Raw genomic sequence first — 26,309 nt, 5'->3', positions numbered from 1 at the left:
ATAAAATCTGTTGTGTAATTTCATCCTAATATTTTTTATTGCTTTTTAATTGTAGGATGGAGCCTTTTGATGTTTAAAATAATCATGTCTGAATTTAATGATTATTTTAAACAAGCCGGGTTTATGCATCAAAGCCAAACAAAATAATTATGATTAAATCCCTGTTAAAATCGCTAGCGACACTAGCATTTTTGTTGTCTATCCATTCATTTGCTCAAGGTCAAACCTATTTTGCTGCATACCCTGCTTTAACGCCCGATGCGCAGACAATAGTATTCAGTTATGATGGTGATATTTGGAAAGTACCCGTAAAAGGAGGTGTGGCTTCGAGGGTTACCGCCATGCAGGGCGAAGAAATTAATCCGAAAATATCTCCTGATGGGAAATGGATGGCTTTTTCATCAAACCAGTTTGGTAATTACGACGTGTATCTTATGGCTTTAACAGGTGGTGATATTAAACAATTAACTTTTAACGATGCTGCGGATGAAGTAGACAACTGGAGCTGGGATTCGAAAACAATTTATTTCACATCTGGTCGCTATAATTCTTTTTCAAGCTATAAAGTAAGTGTAAACGGTGGCACGGCTGTCCGTTTATTCGATAATTATTTCAATACCACGCACCACATTGCCGAATCGCCAAGTGGTGAACTGTTTTTTAACGATACATGGGAGAGTTACCGATTTGCAAACCGCAAACACTACAAAGGAGCCTACAATCCAGATATCCAATCGTATAACCCAAAATCAAAAAGTTATAAACGTTATACCGATTATATGGGGAAAGATTTCTGGACCAGTGTTGATCAAAAAGGGAATGTCTTTTTTGTATCAGATGAAGGCAATGAGGAATATAATCTTTACACTTTTATCGGTGACAAGAAAACAAGTTTGACCAATTTTGATACTTCCATTAAACGTCCTTTTGTTTCGGCCAATGGAACTACGGTTGTGTTTGAGAAAGATTATCAATTGTACACCTACGATGTAACTTCGAAGAAAACCGAGAAAATCAATATCAGTACTTCACGTAACCAGGTGTTGAGTAAAGAGCAAGAGTACGATGTGCGTGGAAATATCTCAGCATTCGATGTTTCTACCGATGGCAAAAAGATGGCTTTTATTTCACGTGGTGATGTATTTGTAAGCGATGCAGACGGAAAATTTATCCGTAAGATTACCAACAGTGGTGAACGTGCTTTAGAATGCAAATGGCTGGCTGATAACAAAACAATCCTGTTCAGCCAAACGGCAAACGGCTATCAGAACTGGTTTACCATTACCGGCGACGGAAAAGGATCGGTAAAACAGCTTACAAAGGATAAAGCAAATGTACGCGATATCACTTTAAACAAAACCAAAACCATGGCCGTATACCTGAGTGGCAGAAACGAGCTCAAGCTGATGGATCTTAAAACTTTTGAAGCCAAGACTTTAGTAACCGACGAGTTTTGGGCCTTACAAAGTGCAGCGCCAAGCTTTTCGCCAAATGATGAGTATGTGCTTTTTACGGTGTACCGGAATTTCGAGCAGGATATTATGGTGCATCACATCAAGGGTAATAAAACCATTAATTTAACCAATACAGGTGTTACCGAAACAGGGCCTGCGTGGTCGCCCGATGGCAAATATATATTCTTTACCAGTGCCCGTACCAAGCCGTCTTACCCAACGGGAATGCAGAATGCACACATTTACCGTATGGCATTGAATAACTATGACGAACCTTACCGTTCTGATAAGTTTGATGACCTGTTTAAAGAAACCAAGCCTGCACCAACTGAAGTTAAGCCTGCAATAACTGCTAATAAAAATGATAAAAAAGCAAAAACAGATACAGCTAAAAAGAAGACTGAGTTAAAACCTACGCCAAAACCAGCAAATGTAATTACCATTAATACGCAGGATATTTTAGATCGCATAGAACTGGTTGGCCCTGCATTTGGTGGCCAATTTGGAACGGATGCTTTTGCCAAAGGCGACAAAACATACGTGTTTTACTCGTCAAACCATGAGGGAGGCGCACCAGGCCTTTACCGTACTACTATTGAACCTTTTGAAGCCAATAAAACAGAAAAAGTTGCCGATGGAGGCGATTACTCGATTGTATCAACTGGTGATAAATTTTTCGTTTTATCAAGAGGAGCGATCAATAAATATACCTTGGAAGGGAACAAGCTTGACCGCGTAGACCACGGTTATAAATTTACCAGAAACCTGAATGCCGAGTTTAACCAGATGTTTTATGAAACCTGGGTAGGTTTAGATGAGAATTTTTATGACGAAAAATTTCATGGCGTAGACTGGGATAAGATGAGGACGCGTTATGCAGCTTATTTGCCGTATGTGAACAACCGTAGCGACCTGAGAATTTTATTGAACGACATGTTAGGCGAGCTGAATTCTTCGCACATGGGCTTTAACAGCTCGGGGGCAGAGGAACGCAAAAACCTTACTTACATCACTAACGAAACAGGAATCATCTTCGATAATGAAAATCCTTTAAAAGTTGAACGCATTGCCGCTAAAAGTAATGCAGCCCGCACCGGAACCAATATTTTGGCAGGAGATATTCTTACAGAAGTAAACGGCGTTAAGGTAGATGAAAAAATAGACCGCGATTATTATTTTAGTAAACCATCATTGGATAGAGAAATTACTTTGACCTTTAAGCGTAACGGAAAAGATGTTTTTGTAAACGTACATCCAGAAAGCTCGGGTACCCTGCGGGGAAATCTTTATGATGAGTGGATCGCTCAAAACCATAAAAATGTTGATAAATGGAGCAATAACAGGATTGCTTATTCTTATATGAAAAACATGGGTGGTGGCGAATTGGAAACTTTCTTATTGGATATGGTTGCACAAGAAGAAAATAAGGATGCCATTATCCTCGATCTGCGCTACAATACCGGAGGCAACGTACATGATGATGTGTTAAAATTCCTTTCTCAGCGCCCTTATTTACAATGGAAATACCGCGGCGGTAAAATGGCGCCACAAAGTAATTTTGGCCCGGCAGCGAAGCCAATCGTGTTGCTAATTAACGAACAATCTTTAAGTGATGCTGAAATGACAGCGGCAGGGTTTAAACAATTAAAATTGGGTAAGATTATCGGTACAGAAACCTACCGTTGGATCATTTTTACTTCTGCTAAAGGTTTGGTTGATGGTTCTTCTTACCGTTTACCATCGTGGGGCTGTTATACCATGGATGGCAAAAACATCGAAAAGGATGGCGTTAAACCCGATATTTTTGTGAAAAATACTTTCGAAGACCGCCTGGCAGATAAAGATCCTCAGCTCGAAAAAGCAGTGGCTGAGATTTTGAAGGACCTTAAATAGGGTTAATCGGTTAAAGTTTGAAACGGCTAATCGAGCCGTATAGTCGTCATTGCGAGGCACGAAGCAATCTTAATGCTATAGAAATGTCAACCATAGTTGTAGGATTGCTTCGTGCCTCGCAATGACGATCATTATTATAAAACTGAGAGGCTCAACCTAACATTTATAAATAACTTCTCGATTTTTTCCGTTTCTTTGGGGTTGGAATTATTTAAAACATGGCAAATTTATTAACCGACAGGGCTTTTTGGGTAAATTATTGGGAAAGTAAAAAAGGACTAGCGGTTCAGTTACCTTCAAATTATTTATTTCATCAACAACTAGCTGATGTTATTCAGAAAGATAATGTTAAAACGGCCATCGAATTGGGCGGTTTTCCCGGTTATTATGCCGTATTCCTGAAAAAATATTTTCAACTTGATGTTACCCTTCTCGATTATTTTGTTCATCCACCGGTTGTAAATGAGCTTTTAGAAAAGAACGGATTAACCGAAAAGGATATCCATATCATTGAAACCGATCTTTTTAATTACACGCCCGAAAAGCAGTATGATCTTGTACTAAGCTGCGGTTTAATCGAACACTTTAACGATACTGCCGATATTATTAACCGTCATATCACTTTTGTAAAACCAGGAGGCACTTTGTTTATCACCTTACCAAATTTTAAAGCAGTTAACGGCTGGTTTCAAAAGAATTTCGATAAAGAAAATTATGATAAGCACAATATCGATAGCATGGATCCCGCGTTATTGAAATCTATCTGCGAGCATGCCGGACTTAAAGAAGTAAAATCTGGTTATTTTGGCCGTTTTAGTGTATGGCTTGAAAATGAAAGCCAGAAATCTGCAGGCGTTCGTCTATTTAAGAAAGTAGTTTGGCTGACCGGAAAAGTATTTACAAAGATTATTCCGTTCGAAAGCAAAAATCTATCACCTTATATTATCTTAGTAGCGAAAAAAATATAACGCGCTATGTCAATCAGTTGGGGTTACTCGCCTAAAATTGAAAAATATATTCCTTTGGCCGATTTTCCGGCAGATAAATACCTAATCATTGCCAGACAGGCAATCGAAAATCTGGGCTGGAAGTTAAGTCACTTATCAGAAAACGGGATTATTGCCTATACACCATTATCATTTCAATCCTATAGTGAGGAGATCTCTATCCGTATTATCCGCAATTTCGCCGTAGTAAAAAGCGAATGTGTAGGTATTCAACTGCTTTTAAATGACTATGGGAAGAATGATTCAAACCTCGAAAAGTTCTTTCATGAATTTGAATACGTGGAGTATCACCTAAAGGATTCGTGGGATGAAATTAGAGCCAAATTCCATGAATTAGTTGCCACTTCCGATGCGACTTATTTTGAAAAGGCCCCATTAGCCATTAAGAATAAGATCAAAAATGTTTTCTTCCTGTTTTTTCCTCAAAAGGGTTATATCGTTACCCCAATCCTGGTTGCATTGAATGTTCTGTATTGGGTTTTAATAACGTTTGTAACATTTGTTTACAGACAATACTTACTAACACAAGCCTACCAAACAGGTTCTAAAGAAAGTTTTGTTGAAAAAATACAAGCTTTATTGGTTTATTTTGGTGTGAGCAATAAATTCCTGGTGCTTGATGGGCAATATTGGAGACTAATTTCGAGCTTGTTTATCCATGGGTCGTTTTCTCATCTGTTTTTTAATATGTACGCATTAATCTATTTAGGGTTAATGGCAGAAAATAAATTAGGTTGGAAAAAATTCTTAACTATTTATTTGTTAAGTGGCATTTGTGGCGGATTTATCAGCTTGCTTTTTCACGAAGTGGGTTATATTTTTGGCGCTTCTGGTGCGGTTATGGGAGTAATGGGTGCACTTATAGCACTTTTGCTCAATAAATATTTTGAGAAAAATGCAAGCCGGGCATTGTTGATCAGTACAGTTTTTGTAGCTGCGATAATTATTTTAAATGGATCATTATCTAAATCAACTGATAATGCAACACATATTGCAGGCATGATAGCTGGTTTTATAATCTGCTATATTTTTAGCTTTAAATTACAAAAGCAGCCCCGGCAGAATACTCAATTGCGTTATGCAGGCGTGTTTATTTTATTTATTGCTTTTTCGTTTGGAGTAGCCTTTCTTACGCCGAATTATCAAACGCAACAATACAAGAAGCTAAGGGATAGCTTTAGCGATAACCTGATTTCCTTTAATCAGCTTTTATATTTGAAAGCATCCTTGTCAAAAGAGGAAAAACTTAAAGAGGTGAACGATTATGGCATTATTCCCAGCCAGAATAACCTGCAAATTATCAAACAGATGAAGCCTCTTAAGCTTAAAGATTTAGAGGCTTACGATCGTTCGAAGAAAGCAGAAATTGCCAAAAAAATGTCTCTTGCTGCTGCTTTGATGTTAAGGGATATTCAAGCTGATAGCGTATTGAAGTACAGTAAACAAACATCCAAAGAAATATCCAATGTTGCAGAACTCACTTTCAAACTTAGTGATAGCTTAAGTAGGGCAAATCAAAATTAGTTTCTGAATTTATATATCCCAATCTCACTTAGCGTAATACAAACCGGAGATTTAGTAATGGTTATTTTTACTTTATTAGTTGTAACCGGACTGTTCAGTTTAATCAATCGTTTTGCACCAATGCTTGTGCCATCGTAAACTTTTTTCCAGGCATTGTTTTCAAATACCTCGATAGTGTAAGCTTCTATTCGCTGACCCAGGGGAATATACTCTTGCAGGCTAATGATATCAAAGGTTTTAACTGTTTTTAAATCTACTTCTAAACTTGCCTGATGAATATCATCCTGTGTGGCCCAGTAACTTTCCCTTTTACCATCAAGCAGGGAAGTACCATCATACTTTTTGCCTCTGCTATTGCTCGCTTTAATTTGGGCATTTTTGGCCAGGTTATTCTCGAAAGTATGTTTAACCATGTCGCCAAAAGTTTTCAGTGCAGCAACATCATCCTTGTGAAGTTGTCCACGGGTATCGGGTGCTAAACCAAGATCTAAACCTGCACCACGGCCAACACTTTTTAAGTATAGATCGAACAGTTTTTCTGGGGTTTTAGGTTTTTCGTTGGCATGGTAAAACCATCCTTTTCTTAAAGGAACATCGCATTCTGCTGGCATCCAGAATTTACCGTTTCGTATTCCTTCGGGACTTTGTGGATAATTTGCCTGGCCGGGAACGGCTTCATTTTTTCCATCAGGTGCCATCGGAGTAAAAGTAGCCCAAGAGGTTGGCGCTGCGTGACCATCTTCATTGCCTACCCAGCGGATATCTAAACCTATATCGCTAAAAATATTTGCCATGGGCTGCATTTTACGGGTAATGGCCCAAGTATTTTTCCAATCGTAATAGGTAGTGTTATCTATCGAGCGTTTTTCTTTTGCACCACCATAATAGCCATCACCACCATTAGCACCATCGTGCCAGCTCATAAAAAGTTCGCCAAAATTGCTGTAAAGTTCTTTTAACTGGGCCTGATAAATGGCTAAATATTTATCGGTACCATAAAGCGCGTTGTTCCTGTCCCATGGTGAGCAGTATACCCCAAACTTTAAACCATTTTTGCGCACAGCCTGCTCCACTTCTTTAACTAAATTTCCTTTGCCTGCTCTGAAAGGACTTTTACTTATGTTATAATCGGTCGTTTTGGTTGGCCACAAAGCAAAACCATCATGATGTTTTGCAACTAAGATGATGCCTTTTAATCCACCGGCCTTGGCTGCTTTAATAATTTGATCGGCGTTGAAATCTGTTGGGTTAAATGTTTTCGGGTCAGCATCACCAAAGCCCCATTCTTTGTTTTCGAATGTAGTTGGCGTAAAATGGATTAGGCCGTAAACTTCAATATCATGCCAGGCCAGTTGCCTTTTTGATGGTAGTGCACCGTAAGGTTTAGGAGGTGTTTGGGCGTAAATTGCCGTTGTTAAGAATAGAAAAAGAATTAATATGTATTTCATCATCATTATAGCTTAGATCCACCTAAAGTACAAAAAAATACCAGCTGAAGGAAAAGAGTTAACCAATATTTAACCTCTTGAAAATGTAAACACGAAATTATTTTTACATCTTGATCGTTACACGGATTCACCAAACATTTAATTTCAGTTTACGTTAATTAATTATGAGCGCTTTTATCCAGAATCCTCCCGATGGAGGTACAATGTATACTGAAACGAATCTTAGCCAGCTTTTTCCTGAGCCATTTAATACTATAACAAGTTGCTTTTTTTTAGCTATTGCAGTGTATTGGACAATAAAAATTTGGGGGAATTTTAAACAGCATACTTTTCTGACCATTGCCCTGGTTTTACTTTATATAGGTGGAATTGGAGGCACCACTTATCATGGATTGAGGCGTTGGTCAATTTTTATTATGATGGATTGGATGCCGATTATGCTCTTATGCCTTTCAGCCGGGGTTTACTTTCTTTCCAAATTAACCAAGTGGTATTTTGCCGTTTTAATTGTAGCTGTTTATGCTTTCTTTCAGTTTTACGTGCGACGGCTCTTTAGCAATGGCGATTTCCAGATCTTCATCAATATCAATTATGCTTTTATGGCTGCACTGGTTTTATTTCCAGTATTTGGCTATTTGATCAAAACAGAGTGGAAAAACGGAAAATGGGTTGGCTTTGCCCTAATTGCTTTCATATTTGCGTTAACATTCCGGATTGCCGATAAATGGGATGTGTTTACAATCGGCACACACTTTTTATGGCATACTTTCGGGGCTGTGGCTTCTTTCTGTATGCTGAATTATATTTATTTGGTTAACACTAATAGGATAAAGAAGTAGTCGATATGAGAAAATCAATAATTTATTAATATCAATGGCAAGATCTTTACAAGATAACAACTGAGCTTGCTGACGAATCTACAAGCTCAGTTTGTGATTTAAAATTTAGAATGCGCTTTACCGTAGTCTAGTTTCTTTTGTCTGCCTATGGCATATTCAATGCCGCCCCATAAATGGTTCTGGAATTTATCTTCTGTCCAGCCTTCTTTAGTATGGCCCATACAGGTATAGAAAGCCCTTCCGCCATCAAAATTATGGTACCAGCTAAAAGGGTGAAAATTGCCGTTTTTACCGCCGGTATACGATTTCTCATCTAAGGTAATCAGCACTTTAATATCTGGATTGATATTTTTAAAGTTATATAGCTCGTCTTTTCTCATCCAAACTGAATCGGTAAAGAATTTGGTTGAAGGATGTTTTTTGTCTTTAATGATAAATTTAGCTTCCTGTACGGCTGGGTGACTGATGAAATAAGCACCGGCCAATTTGCCGTACCAAGGCCAATCGTATTCAGTATCGGTTGCTGCATGGATGCCCACATAACCTCCACCTGCCTGGATATATCTTTCGAAGGCTACCTGTTGTTTATTATCTAAAACATCACCTGTTGTATTTAGAAAAATAACAGCAGCATATTTTTTAAGGTTATCTTCTGTAAACAGATCGGCATTTTCCGTGGTATCTACATCAAAGTGATGCTCGGCACCCAATTTTTGGATAACTTCTTTTCCGGTTTCAATGGAATTGTGCCTAAAGCCTTTGGTTTTGGAAAAAACTAAAACTTTTGCCGATTTCTTAGCGGTGGTATAGCTTTGGAATAAAAAAATGGATGCAATTAATAAACATAGGGACAGGTACTTTTTCATTTTTGCTGACTTGGTTAGTGATGGATATTGAGCTTTAAATTTAAGAAAGTTGTTTGATAATTTCTATACATCTTTCTTCAACCTGCCTGCAAACAGGGTTAAACAGGGCATTATCCCAATATGGGTCTGTAACTTCGTCGTTATCAAGAAAAAGTTTAACCTTTTTTTGCTCTTCTTCGCTTTTAGCAAGGTTTTTAACATCCGCTAAATTATTCCTGTCCATAACCAAAACCAGATCGTATTGAGCAAACATGGAGTGGTTAAATGTTGTGCCCGCTGTTTGCTGATGTCGTAACCTAGCGCTTTCGCTGCCGAAATGCTTCTGTGATCGGGTGCTTTGCCGATATGCCAATTGCCCGTTCCTGCCGAAGCAATTTCCCAATTTAAGTTCTGTTTATCTGCCAGATGGCGCATAATGCCTTCGGCCAAAGGTGAACGGCAGATGTTACCAAGGCAAACCATTAAAATTTTCAATATTATTTAGATTTTGCTGTAAATATATAAGTAACGGTGTAGGTTTTTCCTTCCTTCTCGAAAGTATATTTTTGAATGATATTTGTCCCCTTTAAATTTACAGTTTCTGTATTGCCGAAACCAGTATTTAGCGTAATTTCATTCCCACTTTTTGTCCATTTGGCATTTTGAAAGGAAAACATGTCGCATAATGGACCTGTAGAGGTGAAAGCATAAGATCCGTTTGATGAAAAACTTAATGCGTAATTGTTGTTTAAACAAGAACTAGGTCCTGAAAGCGTCATGAAATTGCTGCTCGATTTTCCATCTACCGTTAACACAGGACTAACAGTTGCTGATTGCAAGGGCCATTTGTAACTCGTAATATCGTCAATTGCAAGAGTTTCTTTCTTTTTACAGGCAAATGCAAGGCATAGGGTTAAAATAAGCAGTAGTTTTTTCATCAGTTTATAATTGGTTTGGTTTATACCGGATAAACGAAACTGGCGCTTGATGTGCTACAACGGATAAAAAAAATGCCCCAAGCTTTTTAGCGTTGGGGCATCGAGAATATTTAAATGTTATCCGTAGATGTCGTTCAATATTTTCGCCAATCGAACACCACCTTTTAATAGCTGTTCGTTAAGGGTATCAACCCAGTCAAAATTATAGCGGTAACTTAATTTAGCATCTGGTTTGGTGTTTTCGTAAATTTTGTTGCAAATGCCGTACGATTCGTAAATGCAATCTTTAAGGCCTGTGTTTTGCCAGTTATACAGCTGAATTGATGAAGGGTGATTGATTGCTTTCGCATATTCTGTATAGCTCAACTGCTGATACTCGATAAGCTGTTCATCCCAAACCCTGTGGATGTTCGATTTTTCATTGAACCACAATACCGAAATGCGGTTACCACCCAAATCATCTTTACGGGCAACATGCATAGGCTGACATAAATCGCCCGCCAGGTGCACCAACATGCGTAAAGCCAATTTCTTTTCTGCGGCAGTGCTACTTGCTTTCTTTAATACAGCAATTAGATCAGGTATTTTATTGTAAAGATTAGGCGATTTTTCAGTTTCTAAAAAGTTGTAAACACCTTCTTTGTTCAGCCCCGCCGGAAGATTAACAAAATGCCAGTTATACATGTAATTGTAGGTAGAGTCTGATTTGATAAAATCGCCCCAGTTTGCACTCATGGCCAAAGTCTCATAACCTAAAATGCCCTGAATAGCCTTGCGTGTTTTAGCTTTTAAGTAACTATCGGCAATTTCGCCAACTACCCTGTGACCAATAGTTCCCCAGGCATTTGCCTGAATTGGTAAATAGGCTAAAAACCCAAAAACTATCGCAATGGTTAATTTCTTTTTAATTGATGTTAAAATCATTTTATAATTCTTTTTGTATGCAGGTAATTTTTTCTTTGAGGTTTAATATGATTTCGCGTTGGTCGCTTAAACTTTCTAACAATAATGTATCTGCAGATTTCTTTTTGATCAGGAAGTTCTTGTCGTATCGGCCAATGCGGTAACATCCCGATATTTTTTGTTTATGGTTAGCGTGTGTAAAGGTGGCACCAACAAATAGGGTATCGCCTTTAACTACATAAACACCTCTTGCATATTCTTTCCAAATGCCATTGTTGTAGCAAGAATCTTCATAAAAATTTACTTTGCTGTGGGTAACCATATCAATATAAACAGAATCGCAGGTAAATTTGAAATGGTGCTGTGTGTAGTTGCTCAGCTTATTGCTAAAAGCGACGGAATCTTCGTTCCAAACGCCTTGCATAAAATCTTCACCTTTGCCCTGTATATTGGGCCGCGGACTACAAGCTACATGTAAGATAGATAATGTAAAAAGGATGATGCAGAAATTCTTTAAATCCGGGTGCAGCTTGTTCATTGTATTATTAATCGATGCTTTTAGGAAACTGATCGTAAATGACCTTATTCTTTTTAACAGTATTGATGACCAGAATTAAAAAACCTGCGGCGAAACATAAACTGGCTATAAAGCTAATGATGCCTATTACAGTGTAATATTGCGAAATTTCAGTGTATGCTAAATGACGGTCATTTACTAAAAAGGGCACTAGTATACTATAAAACAAGGTTGCAAGTAAACCGATTCCTGAACCAATGGTCATTAAAATAGCCTCAACAGCAGGTTTTTTTGCTAAAAAATAACAGCAGGTTCCAAATATGATAACCGGTGAAATGATGGATACTGAGCTGAGCAATGTAGAGAGTACTGAATTCATTTTGCCTATGTTTTAATTAACCAATATTTTAAAGTCGGAGCGTCATGCTGAACTCGTTTCAACATCTTTAAGTACTGAAAAGATCCTGATCCCGATATAAATCGGGATCAGGATGACGACCGTTTATGTGATTAGCTTATTTCAAACTGCCAACCATGTCTTCCGGGCGAACCCATTCATCAAACTGTTCGTTGGTCAACAAGCCCAACTCTACCGCTGCAGCTTTTAAAGTTTTATTTTCTTTATGTGCTTTTTTCGCAATTTTAGCGGCGTTTTCGTAACCCACATGCGGATTTAAAGCCGTAACCAACATTAAAGAATTTTGTAAATGTTTCTCAATTTCTGGCAAGTTAGCGGTAATTCCTTCCGCACATTTATCGGTGAAAGAAACGCAGGCATCGCCAATTAAGCGGGCCGACTGTAATACATTAGCCGCAATAAGCGGTTTAAACACATTAAGTTCGAAATGGCCGCTCATCCCGCCCACCGAAACGGCAACATCGTTACCGATTACCTGTGCACAAACCATAGTTAAAGCTTCTGGTTGCGTAGGGTTAACTTTGCCTGGCATAATTGAAGATCCCGGCTCGTTATCAGGAATTACAATTTCGCCAATACCACAACGTGGACCGGAACTTAACATTCTTACATCGTTTGCTACTTTCATTAAAGCAACCGCAGTACGTTTTAAAGCGCCAGAAAGTTCTACCATTGCATCATGCGCTGCTAAAGCCTCAAATTTATTTGGAGCCGTAACAAATGGTAAACCTGTTAAATCGGCAATTTTTTTAGCCACTAAAACATCGTATCCTTTTGGTGTATTTAAGCCAGTACCAACGGCGGTACCACCTAAAGCCAGTTCGGCAACCATAACCAAAGCATTTTTAATGGCCCTGATGCTGTTATCGATCTGTTGTACATAACCCGAAAATTCCTGTCCTAACGTAAGTGGTGTAGCATCCATAAAGTGTGTACGCCCGGTTTTAACGATCGAACTGAATTCTTCTACTTTTTTGGCTAAAGTATTTCTTAATTTTTCTAAACCCGGAATGGTATTTTCAACCGTAAGTTTATAGGCTGCAATGTGCATTGCAGTTGGATAAGTATCGTTTGATGACTGTGATTTATTTACATCATCGTTAGGGTGAAGTACTTTTTTATCATCAGCTAATGAACCACCATTAATTACATGAGCACGGTTTGCAATCACCTCGTTACCATTCATGTTGCTTTGTGTACCCGAACCGGTTTGCCAGATTACCAAAGGAAATTGATCATCTAACTGTCCAGCAATAATTTCATCACAAGCTTTAGCAATTAAATCGGCTTTTTCTGCTGATAATACACCAAGTTCGGTATTGGCAAGCGCAGCTGCTTTTTTCAGGTATCCAAAAGCATGGATAATTTCTTTTGGCATCGAACCTTCTGGTCCGATTTTGAAGTTATTGCGTGAGCGTTCGGTTTGTGCACCCCAGTATTTGTCGGCTGGTACCTGCACCTCGCCCATGGTATCGTGTTCTATTCTGAAACTCATTATATTTTTGATTTTTGTTGTCGCAAATTTAGGTTTTTTGCCTTTTAAAGCGTTGGATTTATGTAAGATATTTAATGGATAACAAAATATATCGCCGAAATGTCTGTATTTATTTTTGTTCTTCAACATTAATGTACAAACTTTTATCCTTGCTAGTCGCTTCTACCAATGAAATCATATTCATACCTTTACCGCAAATATGCAGGGATTAGTTATTAAATCTACAGGGAGCTGGTATAGTGTTTTGGCCGATAATGGCGAACGCTATGATTGCCGGATTGTAGGTAAATTCAGGATTAAAGGACTTAAAACCACCAACCCGATTGCGGTTGGCGACAGGGTGAAATTTGATCTGGAACGGGATAGCAACCAGGGTTTGATACACGAAATGCTACCGCGTAAAAACTACATCATCCGCAAATCGATCAACCTAAGTAAGCAGGCGCAGATATTAGCTGCAAATTTGGATATGGCCATGTTGGTGGTTACGCTGGCTTCGCCCCGTACATCCCTAGGTTTTATCGATCGTTTTCTGGTTACAGCCGAGGCTTACGATGTACCTGCGGTTTTGGTGTTTAATAAACTCGATCTGTTTAGTAAAGAAGGTTTAGAAATTCTTCAGGAGTTTAAAGATATATACGAGAATATCGGCTATGCCTGTTACGAAGTTTCGGCTTTAAAAGGCATTAATATTCCGGTTATTCAGGAATTGATTACCAATAAAATTACACTGATATCCGGTCACTCGGGCGTTGGGAAATCGAGTTTGATTAATGCATTATTGCCCGATCGTGATTTAAGAACAGGGGAGGTTTCAGACTGGAGCGATAAAGGACAACATACCACTACTTTTGCCGAAATGTTCGAACTGCCACAGGGCGGTTTCATTGTCGATTCTCCCGGAATTAGAGAACTGGGTGTGATTGATATTGAAAAAGAAGAATTGGGGCATTTTTTTAGAGAAATCTTTAAAACCTCGCACAATTGCCGTTTTAACAACTGCAGGCACATTAACGAGCCCGGCTGTGCTGTTTTAGCCGCGGTAAACGAGGGCGAAATTGCCGTTTCGAGGTATGAAAGTTACCTGAGCATTTACCACGGAAACGATACAAGGCACTAAAAGAGCTGAAAGACCAAGGACTAAAGGTAAAGGAGGTAAATAGCTTCATCTAGGGCATTTTAATTCAAATTGCTTAAAAATCTTTGTGTACTTTGTGCCTTGGTGGTTAAAAAAATATAGAAATGAAATTTAAACTGGGAGATTTTGTGCGTTTTGTTGATGAAAAACGTGAAGGTTATGTAACTAAAATTATCGATAGCCAGACTTTGGGTGTTACCGATGAAGATGGTTTCGAGATACCTGTTGCAGTGAGTAATTTAACTTCTGTACATGGTCATGGTGTGGTAGCCGAAGCGTTAGATGCACCAAAACCCATTCAGGTAAATATCCCCAGCATTAACAAAATCGAAAACGGCATTTATATAGCTGTTGCAACCGATGATAAAGCCGGTAATGTAGTGCATTTTAACTTGCAAAACCATTCTCCGAATATTTTATTGGTAAGCTTAACTACCGAGCGTAAAGAGAAGTATGCAGGTGCTTTTCATGGGATAATCGAATCTTACGGCTCTACTTTAGTTTATTCTGCTTCCTTGGCTGATCTTGATCTTTGGCCAGAATTTAACTTTCAGGTTTTAGTATTTAGCAAAGCTGATGTGAAACCTATCGATCCTTTGGTAATCCGTAAGAAGTTTAGGGCAAAAGATTTTAGCACCGAACAAAAGGAATTGCCTCAATTGAGAAATAAGGGCTGGCTAATCCGCTTGGATGATCTTGTTTCGGTAACCATCGATCCGCAAAAATTAAAAGAAAGTTTTTTTAAATCAACTGAAGAGAAAAAAACAGTTGCAGCCCCTCAAAAAGAAATCGATCTGCACATCGAAAAACTGAGAGATGACCATCATTTTCTGGAAGCTGATGAAATGTTGCAGATACAGATCAATCATTTTCAAACTGCGATGGATGCTGCGGTTGTGCATCATTTCGATAAAATCGTTTTTATCCACGGTTCAGGAAATGGTACTTTACGAGATAAAATCCATAAAATGATCAGTAAAAACCCACACGTAAAAACATACATGGATGCCAGAAAAGAAAAGTTTGGTTACGGGGCTACAGAAGTAGTTTTTAAGTAGTAGGCTTTTGTTTGTGGTGTAAGATGGTAACATCTGATTGCACTGCAGTCTTTCCCATACGATTCGTCATTCTGAACTTGTTTCAGAATCTTTTAGTAAATTAAAGATTCTTCACCGCATTCAGAATGACAAAAAAACTAAAATCCAAACTCCAAAACCACTACAATTGCATTATCACTCAATGCTTCCAATTCTACCTGTTCAATATCCCAGAGCGCTAAACCATCTCTTGCATGCATCAAGCGGCCTTCAATTTCGAAAGCTCCATCAATAATAAAAGCATAGAGCTGATGGTTTGGACTTTGCATTTTATAAACTGCTTCTTCACGGTCAGCAAAAATGCCTGCACTTAGCTTAAAAGGTAATTTCGGGCTGGAAATAATTTCGATCAGCTGGTTCCGGTTTTTCTCAAAATCGAAACTGAAAAGCATTTCACTTGCCCGCATTAAAAACATATCGGTTTTAATCCCAAACTGTATGTAGTTAATTACGTCGTTTTGGTAGGGATTGCTGATTTCCAATACTTCGCCTTTACCCATATTTAATACCTGTACTTGCCCGGTTTCTAAAACAAATTCTTTTCCATTGGCAACAATATCGATTCCGCCAGTAATTGGCATAAATATCTGGAGCGAATCTTCCTTGCATAGAAAAAACGTAACCTTTCCACCAGCAATCGATTCATCATTACATAAAAATAAGCTGCCGAAAGGTGTTCTGTGTTCACTGTAATATTTCTCAAAATTAAAGGTGCTGTATCTTCTTAGTGCCGAAGTTTCTGTTAAGCCCCGCTCATCGGCTAAAAATATTTTTCCAGGTGTGCGTTCCATCGTTAATCAATATTTTTTATGGCGTGAATACTTACAAAAGGCTGGATCTGAAAAAGATTAGTAAAAACTTCATCTTCATTACTTTCTTTAAATTGCGATACCAAGAGCAAATTACCTATTGTATCGTGCCAAACCAGCGGTTTTGAGAAAAAATTGATGGCCACTTTATGCTTTTCAAGACTGTTAATGTCCGAATTGATCAATTCGAACTTAAAGTTTTCAAAAGTCAGGAAACGCCTGCCTAAATTATCAAGTACATCAGGAATAATTCCATTTAACTGGCGCAAATAGCCGGTAATTGCTGCGCTAACCAGAAAATGTAACTTCTCTGCCTCCGGAACATTTAGTGCCATTTCGGCAAAAGTAGTATACTGCTGTTCCTGATTATAATATTGGGCCTGCATTTTGAACTCGGCAAAACTATCTTCATGTACAAACTTGTCCCATGTGCTGGTATTGGTTGCATCAATTATTTTTCGATAACATAGCGTAATTACTTTCCTCGACATGGCATAAAATTAAAAAAGACGCTAAGAAATCCTAACGTCTTTATGAAAATAAAACAATTATAAGAATTATGCTATGCTTTTACGTTCAATCTAAATGTAAGTTCGAAAACCTGTTGAAAACAAAAGCAAAAAAAGCTCAGAGAATTGAGGTACGCTTTTTGCGATGATGTAATTTCTTTTTATAAAAGATTAAAACTAGCTTTGCCGCTATTAATGAAACACCTGGTTACCATATCGCTTGTATTTTTTAGCTTAACACATTTGGCAAAAGCCGAACGCGTTGAAGGGCTAAGGATATTAAACGAATATTGTAATGAGCATAACATCAGCGTTAATTCAACGGGTAAAGAGTCGGTTCAACTTAATGAAGACCGTAACCCTTATCTGTTATCGTACACCAAGCTGGCTTTAATCGGGACCCAAGCCCAATTAAAAGTTGCAAAATATGTGAGCGTAAATCAGGTAATTGCCGATTTAACAATCAGAAAAAAACCGAAGAACAATAGCCCCTAGTTTTCTTCTCCACAATATTTTTTGAGAGGTTTTTAGCCTCATTCATACCAGCAACTGCCAAACTGACTTAAGAAAGACAATGGCTTGGTTGTTGTAACACACCATTTTTTAATAATAAATACGATTTAAAATATTATAATGTTAGGATTTTTAGCGAAGGTTTTCGGAAGTAAATCAGAAAGAGATATAAAGGCTATTCAGCCATTGGTTGTTAAAATTAACGAACACTACAGTAAACTGTCTGCGCTTAGCAACGATGAGTTACGTGGTAAAACCATAGAATTTAAAGAAAAGATTTCGGCCTTTTTAACCGGAATTGATGAGAAAATTTCAGCACTAAAAGCTGATGCAGAGAGCGAAGATTTAGATCTTCACCAAAAAACAGCGATTTATGATCAGGTTGATGCCTTAGGTAAAGAGCGCGACACAGAATTGGAGAAAGTACTTTTGGAAATCCTTCCGGAAGCTTTTGCTGTAATTAAAGAAACTTCTCGTCGTTTAAGTGAAAACGATTATTTAGAGGTTACCGCAACACAGTTCGATAGAGATTATGCAGCAAGAAAAAACAATGTTAAAATTGTTGGCGATAAAGCACAATGGGCGAATAGGTGGGATGCTGCAGGAACCGAAGTAGTTTGGAATATGGTGCACTACGATGTACAGCTAATTGGTGGTATTGTATTGCACAGCGGTAAAATTGCCGAGATGGCTACCGGTGAGGGTAAAACCCTGGTAAGTACATTGCCGGCTTATTTAAATGCATTGGCCGGACAAGGTGTTCATATTGTTACTGTGAATGATTACTTGGCCCGTCGTGATAGTGAGTGGAATGGCCCGTTATTCGAATTTCATGGTTTAAGTGTAGATTGTATTGATAAACATGAGCCAAACTCTGAGGAAAGAAGAAAAGCTTATGCTGCAGATATTACCTATGGAACCAATAACGAGTTCGGGTTTGATTATCTGCGTGACAATATGTCGCAGACACCTGACCAGTTAGTACAGCGCAAACAGCATTTTGCAATGGTAGATGAGGTCGATTCAGTTTTAATTGATGATGCCCGTACCCCTTTAATTATCTCAGGTCCGATTCCACGTGGCGATGAGCATGAGTTTTATGAATTAAAACCACGTATCGAACGTTTGGTTAATGCACAAAAAGCTTATGTAACCCAGGCATTAAACGAAGCGAAGAAACTAATCAACGCAGGCAACAGCGGAACCGAAGAAGGTGAAGGTGGTTTAGCCTTATTACGTGCATACCGTGGTTTGCCAAAAAACAAAGCTTTAATTAAGTTTTTAAGTGAAAGCGGTGTTCGTGGTTTGTTGTTGAAAACCGAAAACCACTATATGGCAGATCAATCTAAGAATATGCCTAAGGTAGATTCTGAATTGTATTTTTATATAGATGAGAAAAATAACCAGGTTGAATTAACGGAAAAAGGTATCGAACTGATTACCCAATCAGGTGAAGATCCGAATTTCTTTGTATTGCCTGATGTAGGTACTGCAGTAGCAGATTTAGAGAAATCTGATCTGCCTTTAGAAGAAAAAGTAGTTCAAAAAGATGCCCTAATGCGCGATTATTCTGTTAAAGCAGAACGCATCCACTCGGTTAACCAATTGTTAAAAGCTTATACTTTATTTGAAATTGATGTAGAATACATCATCGATGAAGGAAAGATTAAAATTGTTGATGAGCAAACAGGTCGTATTATGGATGGCCGTCGTTACTCTGATGGTTTACATCAGGCAATTGAGGCTAAAGAGAATGTAAAAGTTGAGGATGCTACCCAAACATATGCAACTGTAACCTTACAAAATTATTTCCGTATGTACCACAAACTTTGTGGTATGACGGGTACTGCGACAACAGAAGCTGGCGAGTTTTGGTCAATCTATAAACTAGATGTGGTAGAAATTCCAACCAACAGAAATATTTCCAGAAAAGATGAACAGGATTACGTTTACCGTACCGTTCGTGAAAAATATAACGCTGTTGCTTCAGAAATTCAGTTCCTTGTTTTTCCATATTCTCATTATGAAACAGAATATGAAACGGATAAAGAAGGTAACATAAAGCAAAAAGACGGCAAACCAGTAGTTAAATACGATCAAACAGGCAGAGCTGTACCTAAATTGGATGCTAAAGGTGCATTAATTCCTGCGGTTAATCCTGAAACAGGGCAACTAGAGCCAAAAGCTGGTCGCCCGGTACTAGTGGGTACAACATCGGTAGAGATTTCTGAGTTATTAAGCCGTATGCTTAAACTTCGTGGAATTAAACACAATGTATTAAATGCGAAAATGCACCAGAAAGAGGCCGATATTGTTGCCGAAGCTGGTCAGGCAGGAACTGTAACCATTGCAACCAACATGGCTGGTCGTGGTACCGATATTAAATTGGGCGCAGGTGTTAAAGAAGCTGGTGGTTTAGCCATTGTAGGTACCGAGCGTCACGAGTCTCGTCGTGTAGATAGACAGTTACGTGGTCGTGCAGGTCGTCAGGGCGATCCGGGTTCATCTCAGTTCTTCGTTTCGTTAGAAGATAACTTAATGCGTTTATTTGGTTCAGAGCGTATCTCTGGTATTATGGTACGTATGGGTATCGAAGATGGTGAAGTGATTCAACACTCTATGATTACCAAATCTATCGAACGTGCACAGAAAAAAGTTGAAGAAAATAACTTTGGTATCCGTAAACGTTTATTGGAGTACGATGATGTGATGAACTCGCAACGTACTGTAATTTACGCTAAACGTAAAAACGCGTTATTTGGCGAGCGTTTAGATGTAGATATGAACAATATGGTTTTCGATGTTGCTGAAGATATCGTAAGCGAATATAAACAAGAAGGAAATTACGATGGTTTTAAACTGGAAGTAATCAAAAACTTCTCTTTAGATACGGCCATTACCGAAAAAGAATTTACTTCAACCAACATCCCTCAATTAACTGAAAGGTTGTTCGATGAAGCTGAAGCATTTTACGCACGTAAATCGGAAGCCATTATTCAACAATCATTACCAGTTTTAACCCAGGTATATCAGGAACGTGGCGAGCACATCGAACAGATTGTGGTTCCGTTTACTGATGGTATCCGTGGTATTCAGGTAGCGGTTGATTTGAAGAAAGCAATCGACAACAAGGGAAAAGAAGTGGTTCGTTCATTCGAAAAAACTATTGTCCTTGCCTTGATCGATGATAGCTGGAAAGAGCATTTACGCGAAATGGACGATTTAAAACAGTCGGTACAAAACGCAGTGTACGAACAAAAAGATCCATTGGTAATTTATAAAATGGAAGCTTTCAACCTATTTAAAAACATGCTTAATGCGGTAAATAAAGAAGTAGTAAGTTTCTTATATAAAGGCGGTATCCCGGTTCAGCAAGAGCCAGATCAGGTTAGAGAAGCACCTGCTCCGGTAAAACAACCGAAGTTGCAAACTACTAAACAAGAATTTGGCAGAGAAGAACCAGGTATCGAATTTGGCGATACGCGTGAGCCCGTTCCACAACAGCCAATCCGTAAGGAAGCAACCGTTGGCAGAAACGAACCTTGCCCATGCGGTAGCGGTAAAAAATTCAAAAATTGCCACGGCGCTAATTTATAATCAAGATCTATAATACTTTACTAAGCCCTAACATTTGTTGGGGCTTTTTTTGTAATGTCATCATATAGATTGATCGTCATTTCGACTGAAGCATGCCGATTTTTCATCGGCAGCGGAATGGAGAAATCTTTTCCGAGAAACTGATTTTCAATCGTACTTTAGAAATCTTTGAATTAACATTAGCTGATTACCTATTTTAAAAGATCTCTCGACTTCACTACGTTTCGCTCGAAATGAGGAACTGAAAAAACTACCCAAGTAATAACTATTTGCTTAACCCATAAAGAATGCCGATTTTTGCAACGATTTCGGCATTCTTGTTGTTAAGAAGAAATGAGATGATATTTTATTCATCTGCTCACTAAATGCCAAGGTCTTTTACACATGAAAACAATATTAACTTTTGTAGGCTGTTTGTTCCTTTTTACCACTGCTTTTGCACAAAAAGGAGAGGTTACGGTTATAAAAGATCCCTTAATTGATAGTTTAATTGCTAAACGGTTGGCAGTTTATAAAACTTCTGGAGAGGTAAAACCGGGTAAACCCATTGTTTCGGCTTACGGTTACCGCGTACAGATTTTCTATGGGTCAGACCGGCGCGAGGTTTTTAACGAACAGGCAAGGTTTAAAGGACTTTATCCTAAATATAATACCTACCTCGTTTATAAAGAACCTAACTATTATGTTCGGGTGGGCGATTTTAGAACACGCTTAGAAGCGCAGCGCCTAATAAACGAACTCAGACCAAACTTCCCGACACTGTTTATTTTTAGGGAAAAAATTAATGCACCAAGTTTAGATACCACAACAAGTAATGATCAAAAATAAAATCCAAGAACTAGCCGCGAACATTTTTAACGATGTAGTGGGCTATCGTCAACATATCCATGCCAATCCTGAATTATCTTTCAAAGAATTCGAAACTTCATTGTTCATCAAGGATAAATTAAAAAAATGGGGGATTGAATATACCGATTGTGCCAATACGGGTGTGGTAGGTTTAATTAAGGGTAATCAGCCATCTGATAAAGTAATTGCTTTACGTGCTGATATGGACGCCTTGCCTATTCACGAAGCAAACGACAAACCTTATCGTTCTAAAAATCATGGCGTAATGCATGCCTGCGGACACGATGTGCATACTTCTTCACTTTTAGGAACAGCTCATATCCTAAACCAAATGAAAGATGATTTTGGTGGAACAATTAAACTGATTTTCCAACCCGCAGAGGAGTTGTTGCCAGGCGGAGCAAGTATAATGATTAAAGAAGGTGTATTGGAGAATCCAAAACCTGATTATATTGTTGGTCAGCATGTAATGCCGTTAATTGATGCTGGTAAAGTAGGCTTCCGTTCAGGTATTTACATGGCCTCAACAGATGAACTATATGTTACTGTAACCGGGAAAGGCGGTCATGGCGCTCAGCCTCACCAGAATATCGATCCGGTTTTAATTGCATCGCATATCATTATTGCTTTGCAACAGATTGTTAGTCGCAATGCCGATCCACGTACACCATCGGTTTTGTCTTTTGGTAAGGTAAATGCCAATGGCGCAACTAACATTATTCCAAATGAGGTAAAAATCGAGGGTACATTTAGAACCTTAGATGAGGGCTGGAGAGATGAAGCACATAAACGCATGAAAAAAATGGCTGAAGGAATTGCCGAAAGTATGGGGGGAAGCTGCGATTTTGATATCCATAGAGGTTATCCATTTTTAATTAACGAAGAAAAATTAACAGCAAATGCAAGGGCTTTTGCCGAAGAATTTTTGGGGAAAGACAATGTGGTTGATTTAGATATCTGGATGGCTGCCGAAGATTTTTCTTTCTACTCGCAGGTAACAGATGCCTGTTTTTATCGTTTAGGTACTGGGAATGCTGCAAAAGACACACAATATTCGGTACATACCCCAAGATTTGATGTTGATGAAGATGCCTTGAAAATATCAACAGGATTAATGGCCTATATTGCTTTAAAACAATTAGGGAATTAATGATAAGGTGGAGGATGTAAGATGGACGGAAATAATCTTTCTCCCGTTTTACATCTTTCATGATACATTATCCATTTTACCTTTTACATCTACCTTCCATGAAAAAAGTATTTTTGTTATTATTGTTAACGTCGCTCTTTTACACAGGTTTCGCTCAGGAAATCAACCGCTTTAATCCTGATACAATTAAAACCATTACGCTCGATTCTGCAGTAAATATCAAGGCCGAAAAATTGAATGTAGAGACATTTATCAGAAAGGTGATGTACGATACTTCCTTTTATCAATCGTTTAGGGATATGAAACGTTATTCTTTCATTGCCGAAAACAGGATTTACAGTTACGATAAAAAGAACAAGGTTGATGGAAAAATTTACCGTAAAATAAGACATAACAATAGCGGTCCTTATAAAATGGAGTATCTGGTAAAACAGGATACCGGGAAAATTTATAAGAAAAATGGCAAATACCAACTTTATACGGTAGAGATGTTCGATTACATTTTTATGAATGCTTATAACACCGATTTTGTACCCAATGCACCCAAGCCTGACGGAAAGGGCGGAACAAATGAAAGTTATAAAGACAAGCTCAAAATACTGATCTTTAATCCTGGCCGTCCGGTAAAAGTTCCTTTTATTGGCAGTAAAACCGAAATATTTTCGGCCAATATGCGCCAGTATTACGATTATGGTTTCACCAGCGGTACCTACCTTGATTCTATTCCTGTTTATCGTTTTAAGGTTTCGGTTAAACCCGATTTAAGCAGCTGGACAAAAGATGGCATCATGATCAAGGAACTGGTTACCATTTTCGATAAAAGAAATTTCAATATTCTGGGGCGTTATGTAGATATGAAATACAGCAACATGCTGTTCGATTTTGATGTGCAGATGAATATAGAAATGGGCTATTTCGGAGATGATAAATTACCAACCAAAATTACCTACCAGGGTAACTGGGATTATCCTTTCAAAAAGGAAGAAAGAGCAAGTTTTTTAATCGTACACAAAGATTATAAACTCGAAAAGGGCAAATAAGGATTTGACTATCGCCTAAAAGATTTATTATCTTTAAACGATTATTTAAACTGATAAATATGCAATTCCTTTCCCCGTTAAAATTTAAAATATCATTAGCTTTATCACTGTTTTTGGGCCTTCATGTGCATGCACAGGTGCTCACTTCAAAACAGATCGATAGTGTTGTAGAAAAAACACTCACCACCTTTAATGTTCCCGGAATTGCAGTTTCTGTAATTAAAGACGGTAAAGTAATCCATTTAAAAGGTTATGGGGTAAGTTCCATCAAAACCAATAAAAAGGTTGATGAGCATACCCTTTTTGGTGTGGCATCAAATACAAAAGCATTCACGGCTGCTGCATTAGGCATGCTGGTTGATGAAAAGAAAATTACCTGGGATACTAAAGTTACCGATGTAATTCCCGAGTTTAAAATGTACGATGCCTACGTAACCAGCGAATTTACCATCCGCGATCTGCTCACGCACCGCAGTGGTTTGGGTTTAGGTGCGGGCGATTTAATGATCTGGCCAGATTCTTCAACGGTTGATAAAAAGCAGTTGATCCATAACCTGCGTTATTTAAAGCCAGTTTCCTCTTTCCGTACCAAATATGATTACGATAACCTGATGTATATCGTTGCTGGTGATGTGGTAGCAAGGGTTTCAGGAATTACTTACGAAGATTTTATTGAAAGCAGGATCATTAAACCATTGGGCATGACCAAAACGGCAGCTTCCTGGTACCGCTTAAAAGACAAATCGAATGTAATTGATGGTCATGCCCCTTATGAAGGTAAACTACTTCCGGTAGGACTAAGCTTCGGAGAGATCGCAAATGCCGCCGGTGGAATTTATTCGAACGTTACCGATATGAGCAAATGGGTAATGGCCATGATCAATGGCGGTAAATATGGCGAAACTCTTGACAAGAAATTATTCAGTCCTGCTGTGGCAAGAGAACTTTGGACCCCACAGACCATTATTGCAGGTGGTAATCCAGCTGCTTTTAGTAGTTATGGCCTAGGCTGGTTTTTGAGTAATGTAAATGGTAATTTTCAGGCAACACACACAGGCGGTTTGTCAGGGATTGTAACACAGGTAACGATTATTCCAGAGATGAAATTGGGTATTATTGTATTAACCAATCAGCAATCTGGTGCTGCTTTTAATTCGATCACCAATTCGATTAAAGACGGTTATCTTGATATTAAAGGACAGGACAGGATTAAAACCTATAACGATAACAGGCTCAGAAACGAAAAGCAGGCTGACGAGATAGTAAGCAAAGTTTGGAACGATATTGCGGCTCAGCAAAAACTCTCGGTCACAAAACCTGATGTTAAAAACTATTATGGCACTTTCCACGATTCATGGTTTGGCGACGTTACCATTAGTGAAGTAAACGGTAAAATGCATTTTCAGGCTAAAAACGCACCAAAATTGAAAGGCGACATGACTTACTACAAAGGAAATACCTTTATTGTAAAATGGTATGATAGAAGTTTAGATGCCGATGCTTTTGTTAATTTTAGTTTAGATAACAATGCTTTGGCCGATGGTTTTAAAATAGAAGCGATTTCGCCGCTAACCGATTTTAGTTTCGATTTTCAGGACCTGGATTTTAAAAAGACCGATAAAAAATAACCTAACCAAATATACAAAATGAAAACACTGTTAAAAACAAGTATTTTACTAAGCTTTTGCTTAATTGCATTAACATCAATGACATTTAAACCAAAACGGATTATCTTCTTTGGCGATTCGATTACCCAACAGGGTGTTTCTAAAAACGGATATGTAACCCTGATCAAAAAATCGCTCGATTCTACTAAATATGATATAATTGGGGCCGGAATTGGCGGCAACAAGGTTTACGATTTATACCTGCGTTTAGAAGATGATGTGCTGAACAAGAAACCCGATTTAGTGGTGATTTATGTCGGCATTAACGATGTTTGGCATAAACAATCTTCTCATACCGGAACCGATTATGACAAATATTTAAAGTTTTATCAGGCGCTGATCAATAAAATTCAGGGTGTAGGTAGCAAAGTGGTATTGGTTACTCCATCAGTTGTTGGTGAGAAAAAAGATGGTACGAATGAGCTAGATGCCGATTTGAATAAATATGCTGAAGGGATTAGAACATTGGCTGCAAAAAATAATCTTCCTGTATGCGATTTAAGGAAAATTTTTGCAGAGTACGAGGCAAAAAATAATCCAGAGGATAAAGAAAAAGGCATTTTAACTGTTGATAGAGTACACTTAAATGAAACAGGTAATAAATTGGTTGCCGATCAGTTATTGCCTTTGGTAAAATAGCAGGTTTTAGCCGCAGAGTG

The 26,309-nt window shown here is 38.3% G+C and carries 22 protein-coding genes and 1 pseudogene; 13 read left to right on the top strand and 10 right to left on the bottom strand.

Translation table 11 applies throughout. The annotated features are described in order from the left end of the window. Positions 1–149: 149 nt before the first annotated feature. The 3 genes from LQ227_RS06840 to LQ227_RS06830 all read left to right on the top strand — a co-directional run bounded on the left by LQ227_RS06840 (position 150) and on the right by LQ227_RS06830 (position 5,878). Positions 150–3,347 (top strand): S41 family peptidase, encoded by a 3,198-nt coding sequence (locus tag LQ227_RS06840; RefSeq protein ID WP_230148827.1) that lies wholly within the window; start codon positions 150–152, stop codon positions 3,345–3,347. A gap of 218 nt (positions 3,348–3,565) precedes the next feature. Further along, positions 3,566–4,315, top strand: coding sequence for a bifunctional 2-polyprenyl-6-hydroxyphenol methylase/3-demethylubiquinol 3-O-methyltransferase UbiG (locus LQ227_RS06835; RefSeq protein ID WP_230142174.1), 750 nt, complete (start codon positions 3,566–3,568; stop codon positions 4,313–4,315). Between the two features lie 6 nt (positions 4,316–4,321). Next, complete coding sequence (locus LQ227_RS06830; RefSeq protein WP_230142173.1) at positions 4,322–5,878, top strand: rhomboid family intramembrane serine protease; 1,557 nt, start codon at positions 4,322–4,324, stop codon at positions 5,876–5,878. On the opposite strand, the gene LQ227_RS06825 is transcribed toward LQ227_RS06830, so the two are convergent. Beyond that, complete coding sequence (locus LQ227_RS06825) at positions 5,875–7,326, bottom strand: alpha-L-fucosidase (protein WP_230148825.1); 1,452 nt, start codon at positions 7,324–7,326, stop codon at positions 5,875–5,877. The two genes, LQ227_RS06830 and LQ227_RS06825, sit on opposite strands and share 4 nt — an antisense overlap. A gap of 164 nt (positions 7,327–7,490) precedes the next feature. Here LQ227_RS06825 and LQ227_RS06820 point away from each other — a divergent pair, with 164 nt between their 5' ends. Further along, complete coding sequence (locus LQ227_RS06820) at positions 7,491–8,165, top strand: hypothetical protein (RefSeq protein ID WP_230142171.1); 675 nt, start codon at positions 7,491–7,493, stop codon at positions 8,163–8,165. Between the two features lie 98 nt (positions 8,166–8,263). On the opposite strand, the gene LQ227_RS06815 is transcribed toward LQ227_RS06820, so the two are convergent. From LQ227_RS06815 to fumC, 7 genes and pseudogenes are all read right to left on the bottom strand, one after another. Beyond that, positions 8,264–9,031, bottom strand: coding sequence for a ThuA domain-containing protein (locus LQ227_RS06815; protein WP_230142169.1), 768 nt, complete (start codon positions 9,029–9,031; stop codon positions 8,264–8,266). Between the two features lie 40 nt (positions 9,032–9,071). Continuing rightward, positions 9,072–9,445, bottom strand: a pseudogene (locus LQ227_RS06810) (low molecular weight phosphotyrosine protein phosphatase). Positions 9,446–9,507: 62 nt separating this feature from the next. After that, positions 9,508–9,948, bottom strand: a complete 441-nt coding sequence (locus tag LQ227_RS06805; RefSeq protein WP_230142167.1) for a hypothetical protein — start codon at positions 9,946–9,948, stop codon at positions 9,508–9,510. 117 nt (positions 9,949–10,065) lie between these two features. Beyond that, positions 10,066–10,872 (bottom strand): S1/P1 nuclease, encoded by an 807-nt coding sequence (locus tag LQ227_RS06800; protein WP_230142166.1) that lies wholly within the window; start codon positions 10,870–10,872, stop codon positions 10,066–10,068. 1 nt (position 10,873) lies between these two features. Next, on the bottom strand, positions 10,874–11,389 hold the full coding sequence (locus LQ227_RS06795; protein WP_230142164.1) for a fumarate hydratase: 516 nt from the start codon (positions 11,387–11,389) through the stop codon (positions 10,874–10,876). 7 nt (positions 11,390–11,396) lie between these two features. Further along, positions 11,397–11,747, bottom strand: a complete 351-nt coding sequence (locus LQ227_RS06790) for a hypothetical protein (protein ID WP_230148823.1) — start codon at positions 11,745–11,747, stop codon at positions 11,397–11,399. 136 nt (positions 11,748–11,883) lie between these two features. After that, a complete protein-coding gene (gene fumC, locus LQ227_RS06785; protein ID WP_215130068.1) occupies positions 11,884–13,281 on the bottom strand; it encodes a class II fumarate hydratase in 1,398 nt (465 codons plus the stop codon). A 199-nt stretch (positions 13,282–13,480) separates the two neighbouring features. Between fumC and rsgA the strand changes: the two genes are divergently transcribed. Next, a complete protein-coding gene (gene rsgA, locus LQ227_RS06780; protein ID WP_230142160.1) occupies positions 13,481–14,401 on the top strand; it encodes a ribosome small subunit-dependent GTPase A in 921 nt (306 codons plus the stop codon). 122 nt (positions 14,402–14,523) lie between these two features. Continuing rightward, the gene (locus LQ227_RS06775) at positions 14,524–15,477 is read left to right on the top strand and encodes a Smr/MutS family protein (RefSeq protein ID WP_230142158.1); all 954 of its coding nucleotides are present in this window, start codon (positions 14,524–14,526) and stop codon (positions 15,475–15,477) included. 137 nt (positions 15,478–15,614) lie between these two features. On the opposite strand, the gene LQ227_RS06770 is transcribed toward LQ227_RS06775, so the two are convergent. Together LQ227_RS06770 and LQ227_RS06765 are read right to left on the bottom strand one after the other, a co-directional pair. Then, on the bottom strand, positions 15,615–16,307 hold the full coding sequence (locus tag LQ227_RS06770) for a hypothetical protein (protein WP_230148821.1): 693 nt from the start codon (positions 16,305–16,307) through the stop codon (positions 15,615–15,617). Between the two features lie 2 nt (positions 16,308–16,309). Continuing rightward, positions 16,310–16,816, bottom strand: a complete 507-nt coding sequence (locus tag LQ227_RS06765) for a hypothetical protein (RefSeq protein ID WP_230148818.1) — start codon at positions 16,814–16,816, stop codon at positions 16,310–16,312. Between the two features lie 144 nt (positions 16,817–16,960). Here LQ227_RS06765 and LQ227_RS06760 point away from each other — a divergent pair, with 144 nt between their 5' ends. The 7 genes from LQ227_RS06760 (at position 16,961) to LQ227_RS06730 (ending at position 26,289) form a co-directional block, all read left to right on the top strand. After that, positions 16,961–17,329 carry a hypothetical protein gene (locus LQ227_RS06760; protein ID WP_230148816.1) on the top strand — a complete coding sequence of 123 codons (369 nt, stop codon included), beginning with the start codon at positions 16,961–16,963 and terminating at the stop codon, positions 17,327–17,329. Between the two features lie 138 nt (positions 17,330–17,467). After that, positions 17,468–20,944, top strand: coding sequence for a preprotein translocase subunit SecA (locus LQ227_RS06755; RefSeq protein WP_230142147.1), 3,477 nt, complete (start codon positions 17,468–17,470; stop codon positions 20,942–20,944). A gap of 384 nt (positions 20,945–21,328) precedes the next feature. Further along, positions 21,329–21,772 (top strand): SPOR domain-containing protein, encoded by a 444-nt coding sequence (locus LQ227_RS06750; RefSeq protein ID WP_230142146.1) that lies wholly within the window; start codon positions 21,329–21,331, stop codon positions 21,770–21,772. Next, on the top strand, positions 21,759–22,943 hold the full coding sequence (locus tag LQ227_RS06745; RefSeq protein WP_230142144.1) for a M20 family metallopeptidase: 1,185 nt from the start codon (positions 21,759–21,761) through the stop codon (positions 22,941–22,943). The genes LQ227_RS06750 and LQ227_RS06745 overlap by 14 nt, the downstream gene beginning before the upstream one ends. Before the next feature lie 98 nt (positions 22,944–23,041). Further along, positions 23,042–23,983 carry a hypothetical protein gene (locus tag LQ227_RS06740; protein WP_230142143.1) on the top strand — a complete coding sequence of 314 codons (942 nt, stop codon included), beginning with the start codon at positions 23,042–23,044 and terminating at the stop codon, positions 23,981–23,983. A 59-nt stretch (positions 23,984–24,042) separates the two neighbouring features. Further along, positions 24,043–25,611, top strand: a complete 1,569-nt coding sequence (locus LQ227_RS06735; protein WP_230148814.1) for a serine hydrolase — start codon at positions 24,043–24,045, stop codon at positions 25,609–25,611. 18 nt (positions 25,612–25,629) lie between these two features. Further along, positions 25,630–26,289 (top strand): SGNH/GDSL hydrolase family protein, encoded by a 660-nt coding sequence (locus LQ227_RS06730; RefSeq protein WP_230148812.1) that lies wholly within the window; start codon positions 25,630–25,632, stop codon positions 26,287–26,289. Positions 26,290–26,309: the final 20 nt, after the last annotated feature.

Source organism: Pedobacter sp. Bi27 (genome assembly GCF_918698255.1).
Lineage (GTDB): Bacteria > Bacteroidota > Bacteroidia > Sphingobacteriales > Sphingobacteriaceae > Pedobacter.
Note: the sequence above shows the minus strand (reverse complement) of the source record. Positions and strands in the feature narration are given on the sequence as shown.